Consider the following 5,688-nt stretch of genomic DNA (forward strand, 5'->3'; position numbering starts at 1 on the left):
GCCCGCAGCGACCACCGGGCCGAGCGCGGGGCCGGCGGCAAGGGCCGCCGGGGCGCGCCGGCGCGCTGCCGGGTCTGCGGTGCGCCGCTGGTCGACGCCGTCGACCGCAAGCTCGGCCGGTGCGGCAGCTGTCCGTCGTCGATGGACGACGCCCTGTTCGAGAAGCTGCGGGCGTGGCGGCTGGAGCGGTCGCAGGAGCAGAAGGTGCCGGCCTACGTCGTGTTCACCGACGCCACGCTCATCGCCATCGCCGAGTCCACGCCGGTGAACGAGACCCAGCTCTCGGCCATCCCGGGGGTGGGCCGCACGAAGCTCGACCGCTATGGGGCCGAGGTTCTGCAGCTGTGCCGAGAAGTCGCCGGAGAATCACCGTAAAAATAGGTTGCCCCTTACATGGGGCCCGGAATAGAGTGTCCGAGCACCTTGCAATGCAGGGTGCTCACGATCCGGAGAGACCGGCTCGGGATTGACGCCGAAAGGAGGGACGCCCTGATGAAGATCACGACTCTGAACCCGTCTGTGAGCGGTGTCGGCTTCGCGTATGTGCGCGCCCTCGGTGGTGTCTCCCTGAGCACTCGGGTGCGTTCCGTCGCGCCCGTCATCGCCCCGATGACGGGAGAAGTGCGTCCGCAGGCAGGCAACGGCGCGACGACGCACCTCGTCGATGGGGTCAAGCAGGACGTGCGCGTCCGCACTTGGGGTCCACCGGTCTAGCCATGAGAAGACCGGCGCCTCCGAGGCCGCGGACCCCACACCCGGGATCCGCGGCCTTTTTGTTTGCCCGAACCGACACGGAAGGAAGGGAGGTGACCGAACTCATGATGCTGACCAGCGTTCTCGACCGGGCCGTAGCGGCCGACGAGTCCATTCCCTGCCGGAAGGACCCGGAGCTGTGGTTCGCCGAGTCGCCGGCTGATGTCGAGCACGCCAAGCAGCTGTGCCGCGAGTGCCCCGTACGGGAGCAGTGCCTCGCCGGCGCGATGGACCGGGCCGAGCCCTGGGGCGTGTGGGGCGGAGAGCTCTTCGTCTCCGGAGCCATCGTGGCGCGCAAGCGTCCACGTGGCCGGCCCCGTAAGAACGAGATCGCGGCGTAGTGAGACCAGCACACGCCGGCACAGGGCACCAACGGCAGCTGCCGACGACCGATGACCCCGATGGACGGACCACGATGACCACGACGCTCCGGCCCGATGCGGCCACCCCAGACCGACCGCAGGCCACCACCACCACCGTGAACCGAGACTTCAGGAGCACCGAGATGCATCTCATGAACGAAGCCCTCGCGCGTGCGCACTGTACGGAGCAGCGCGAACGGGCGATGGAGGAACAGCGAGTACGACGCGTGCTGGCGATCCGCCGCATGGACCGGCGGGCCGCCCGGGCGGCGCAGCGGGCCAGGAACCTGGCCGCCGCGGCGGTCGCCCTGCGCAGCCGCGCCTACTGATCCGGTGGAGGCCGCGTCGTCCGATGACGGGGCGGGGCCTCGTGAGCGCCGGTCGTGAACGCGCCGTCCACGCAGCTGCCGGGACCCGCCGCACGCTTCCGAGGGGAGGCGGGTTTCACCAACCGAACAGAGGTACCGAGCGACCCCGCGCCGTCCGACGGACGGCGCGGGGTCGTCGTCGGTGCGCGACCTCCTGCGCGGTNGGTCGTCGTCGGTGCGCGACCTCCTGCGCGGTGTGGGCGTCAGCCGCCGCGTTCGATGACGACGTCGCCGTGACGTCCATCCAGCTGGTGAACGCTTGGCTCGTTGAAAGTGACCATCTGTGCCGGATATGCCCGGTGTGTGGAACGCTTCGGCGTGCCAAGGCCCAGCAAGCCCACGCCGATGTCGTCCACACGGGTGGTCGGGACCAGTCGTTGCGGTCGACCGGCGCCGAGTTCGACGATGTCGGGCCGGGGTTCGCGTACCTCGGCGCAATGGGTGGGGGGATCCGATGACGACGACAACGGGGGACAGCCGCGTGTCCGAAGCGGTGGCGTGCGCACTGTGTGGAACGACCACGGACGACGTGCCACTGACCTGGGTCAGCAGCGTGGAGCGGGGCCGGACGGTGTACTACTGCGACCGGTGCGCGCGCGACAACCTGCGCTCCATCGAGGCCCGGCTCGACAGCTCCTGGTGGTGACGCCCCCCGGCTACCCGACGTCGTCGTGGTCGGTCGACAGCGAGACGTCGCGCCAGGCCGCCTGCTCCTTCGCGACGAACGCCAGCTTCGCCGCGATGGCGTCGAAGGAGTCGCGGCCGAGCTGGATGCGCAGCGGCGGTTCGGGCGAGTCGACGACGGCGACGATGGCCGCGGCGGCCTTCGCCGGATCGCCGGGCTGGGCGTGGTTGACGTCGGCCGCACGCTGCCGCGTGGCACCGACCGGCCCGCCGGCGTAGTCGTCGATGGTGCCGGCGCCGACGTGCAGGCTCGAGCCGTCGAGGAAGTCGGTGCGGAAGTAGCCGGGCTCGACGATGGTCACGCCGATGCCCAGCGGCGCGGCCTCACGGGCCAGAGCCTCGGAGAGGCCCTCGAGCGCGAACTTCGTCGAGTTGTAGACGCCCCAGCCGGGCGACCCGGTGAACCCGCCGATCGAGCTGATGGTCACCACGTGCCCGGAGCGTTGCGCACGCATCGTCGGCAGAACGGCGCGCAGGACGGTGAGCGTCCCGAACACGTTGGTCTCGTAGACCGCGCGGACGGCGTCGTCGGGCAGCTCCTCGACGGCGCCGAGCAGGCCGCGTCCGGCGTTGTTCACCAGCACGTCGATGCGCCCGAAGGCGCCGACGGCGGCTGCGGCGGCCGCGTGGGCGGCGGCCTCGTCGGTGACGTTCAGGGCGACGGACAGCAGGCGGTCGCCGGCGTCGGGGAATCGCGCCGTGACGGCCTCCGGGTGGCGTGCCGCGCCGACCACCTGGTGGCCGGCCGCGAGCGCCGCCGTGACGATCTCGGCCCCGAGGCCGCGGGCCGCGCCCGTGACGAACCAGACGCTCACCGCGGGTCCGCCGCGGTGAGAGCGGCGAACTCGTCGTCGGTCAGCTCGATGGCCGCCGCGCCGATGTTCTGCTCGAGGTGGTCGAGGCTCGACGTGCCGGGGATCGGCAGCATGACCGGCGAGCGGCGCAGCAGCCAGGCCAGCGCCAGCTGCGCCGGGGTGGCGTCGTGCCGGCGGGCCGCCTCGGCCGGCGGGCCGCCGTCGCGGGCCAGGGCACCGGTGGCCAGCGGATACCAGGGGATGAACGCGATGCCCTGGTCGGTGCAGCGATCGACGAGGTCCTCGGCGGACCGGTCGGCGAGGTTGTAGAGGTTCTGCACCGAGGCGATCGGCGTGATGCGCCGCGCCGCCTCGAGCTGCTCGACCGTCACCTCGCTGAGGCCGATGTGGCGGATCTTCCCCTCCTCGCGCAGCGCCACGAGCGCGCCGAGCTGGTCGGCGAGCGGGACGTTGCGATCGATGCGGTGCAGCTGGAACAGGTCGATGCACTCGAGGCCGAGGTGGCGCAGGCTGAGCTCGGCCTGCTGGCGCAGGTACTCGGGCCGGCCCAGCGGCTTCCACCGGTTCGGGCCCTGGCGGGTGAAGCCGGCCTTCGTCGCGATGACCAGACCGTCGGGGTACGGGTGCAGCGCCTTCTTGATCAGCAGCTCGGCGGTGAACGGCCCGTAGGAGTCGGCGGTGTCGATGAACGTCACGCCGAGCTCGACCGCGCGGCGCAGCACCCGGACGGCGCCGTCGGGGTCGGGGGAGTCGCCCCAGACGCCCGGGCCGGGCAGCTGCATCGAGCCGAAGCCGAGCCGCACGACCGGAAGGTCGCCGCCGAGCGCGAACGTGCCGCTCGGGGCGGCGCTGAGGGTGGTGCTCGACATGGGCACTCCGGGGTCGCGGTGTCAGGACGTGAAGCCGGGCAGCCACCGTTCCAGCTCGGCCCGGAACGGCGCCTCGCAGTCCAGCTGCGAGAGCACGCCGATGCCGCCGATCCAGACCCGGTGGATGAGCAGGTACGACGGTGGCAGGTTCAGCTTGAGCCCGATGGAGTAGCCGGGCCGGCGGGGGTCGTTGATGCGGGCGAACTGCTCGCGCATCCACGGCCGGTTGAAGTGGAACCGCTCGACCCGGGCCGGCTCGAGGAACGGCGCGAGGTAGTCGTAGAGGTCCTCGGGGTCGAGGTCGATGTGCGGCTTGACGAAGCCCTCTTCGCGCAGGCCGTCGAGCATCTCGTCGGCCTCGCCGGCCAGCGCGCGGCGCATGAGCTGCCCGATGGACGGCGGAAGCCCCTCGGGCAGCCGCGCGACGGCGCCGTAGTCGAGGACGCCGAGCCGGCCGTCCGCGGTGATGCGGTAGTTGCCCGGGTGAGGGTCGGCGTGCAGCAGGCCGGCGCGCGCGGGCCCGGAGAACAGGAACCGGACGTAGAGCAGCCCGGCCTGGTCGCGCTCGTCCTTGGTGCCCTCGGCGATGACCTTCGACAGCGGCCGGCCGTCGAGCCATTCCGACACCAGCACGTGCTCGGCGCCCTCGACGAGCTTGGGGACGGCGAACTCGGGGTCGCCGTCGTAGGCGAGCGCGAAGCCGTCCTGCGCGTCGGCCTCCATACGGTAGTCGAGCTCCTCGACCATGCGGTCGTGGAGCTCTTCGACCAGCGCCTTGGCGTCCATGCCGGGCACCAGGGCACCCACCGAGCGCCCCAGCCGGGCGACCTGACGCAGGTCGGCGCGCAGCGCGTCGCCGGCACCGGGGTACTGGATCTTGACGGCGACCGTGCGGCCGTCGTGCCACACGGCCTTGTGCACCTGGCCGATGGACGCCGACGCGGCCGGCGTGTCGTCGAAGGAGCGGAACCGGTCGCGCCAGTCGGGGCCGAGGTCGGCGGCGAGGACGCCGTGCACCGTCGCGGCCTTCATCGGCGGCGCGGACTCCTGCAGCTTCGTGAGCGTGGCGCGGTAGGGCGCGGCCAGCTCCTCCGGGATGCCGGCCTCGAGCACGGACAGCGTCTGCCCGAACTTCATGGCGCCGCCCTTGAGCTCACCGAGCACCCGGAAGATGTGCTCGGCGGTGCGTTGCTGCACGTCGGCGCTGACCGACTCGGCCGACGCGCCGCTCAGCCGCTTGCCCAGGCCCAGCGTGGCCCGCCCGGCCAGGCCCAGCGGCAGGGAGGCGAGCTTGAAGGCGCGGTTGACGGCGTTGCGTGGCACATCGCTCACGTCTCCCATTGTGCCGTCTCGTCGTCTCGGGCCGCCCAGCCGCACCCACAGCGCGGATGACGCGTCCAGCTGCGCCGCCGCGGCAGCGCGGCCGGCAGCGTGACCTCGATGGTGCCGTCGACCGCGGCCGGCACGAAACCGTCCAGGTGAGCGAGCACCTGGGTGGCGGCCAGCCCGGCGACGACGGCGGCCAGCGCGCCGTCGCAGGCCGGCTCCGGCGGCGGCCGGCGCAGCGCCTGGTCGAGCACCAGCGGCCAGTGCGGGTCGCGAGTGGTGCGGTGCAGGTCGTGGCAGCGCAGGCACGACGACCGGCCGGGCAGCACCAGCGGACCGACGACGCCGGTGACCTCGACGACCTGGGCGAAGAGGTGCGGGATGCCGTGACGGACCAGGTCGGCGGCCTCCTCGCGACCCGTCGCGCCGACGGGTGCGAGGACGGCCAGGCTGGGCTCGGCGGGATGCCCGCCGGCGGTGCGGGCGCCCGCGGGCCCGCCGCGGCCGGCGT

At 72.6% G+C, this 5,688-nt stretch carries 7 protein-coding genes and 1 pseudogene; 4 read left to right on the top strand and 4 right to left on the bottom strand.

Annotated features, from left to right (window positions below):
* The 4 genes from DY240_RS10915 to DY240_RS31855 form a co-directional block, all read left to right on the top strand.
* Nucleotides 1-375: HRDC domain-containing protein (locus DY240_RS10915; RefSeq protein ID WP_199701293.1), on the top strand; the 375-nt coding region annotated here is incomplete at its 5' end.
* A gap of 117 nt (nucleotides 376-492) precedes the next feature.
* Nucleotides 493-714: a hypothetical protein gene (locus tag DY240_RS10920; RefSeq protein ID WP_147375281.1), complete on the top strand. Its 222-nt coding sequence runs from the start codon at nucleotides 493-495 to the stop codon at nucleotides 712-714.
* Nucleotides 715-716: 2 nt separating this feature from the next.
* The gene (locus tag DY240_RS10925) at nucleotides 717-1,094 is read left to right on the top strand and encodes a WhiB family transcriptional regulator (protein ID WP_407659301.1); all 378 of its coding nucleotides are present in this window, start codon (nucleotides 717-719) and stop codon (nucleotides 1,092-1,094) included.
* Between the two features lie 173 nt (nucleotides 1,095-1,267).
* The gene (locus tag DY240_RS31855; protein WP_158602814.1) at nucleotides 1,268-1,444 is read left to right on the top strand and encodes a hypothetical protein; all 177 of its coding nucleotides are present in this window, start codon (nucleotides 1,268-1,270) and stop codon (nucleotides 1,442-1,444) included.
* 695 nt (nucleotides 1,445-2,139) lie between these two features.
* Here the strand turns inward: DY240_RS31855 and DY240_RS10945 are convergent.
* The 4 genes and pseudogenes from DY240_RS10945 to DY240_RS10960 form a co-directional block, all read right to left on the bottom strand.
* Entirely contained in the window at nucleotides 2,140-2,982 is an 843-nt protein-coding gene (locus DY240_RS10945) for an oxidoreductase (RefSeq protein WP_119659937.1), read from the bottom strand.
* Entirely contained in the window at nucleotides 2,979-3,851 is an 873-nt protein-coding gene (locus tag DY240_RS10950) for an aldo/keto reductase (RefSeq protein ID WP_119659938.1), read from the bottom strand. The genes DY240_RS10945 and DY240_RS10950 overlap by 4 nt, the downstream gene beginning before the upstream one ends.
* A 21-nt stretch (nucleotides 3,852-3,872) precedes the next feature.
* On the bottom strand, nucleotides 3,873-5,192 hold the full coding sequence (locus DY240_RS10955) for an ABC1 kinase family protein (protein WP_407659302.1): 1,320 nt from the start codon (nucleotides 5,190-5,192) through the stop codon (nucleotides 3,873-3,875).
* A pseudogene (locus DY240_RS10960) lies at nucleotides 5,180-5,688 on the bottom strand (hypothetical protein); the annotation flags it as partial. The pseudogene DY240_RS10960 and the gene DY240_RS10955, both read right to left, overlap by 13 nt.

This window comes from Jiangella rhizosphaerae, assembly GCF_003579925.1.
GTDB lineage: Bacteria > Actinomycetota > Actinomycetes > Jiangellales > Jiangellaceae > Jiangella > Jiangella rhizosphaerae.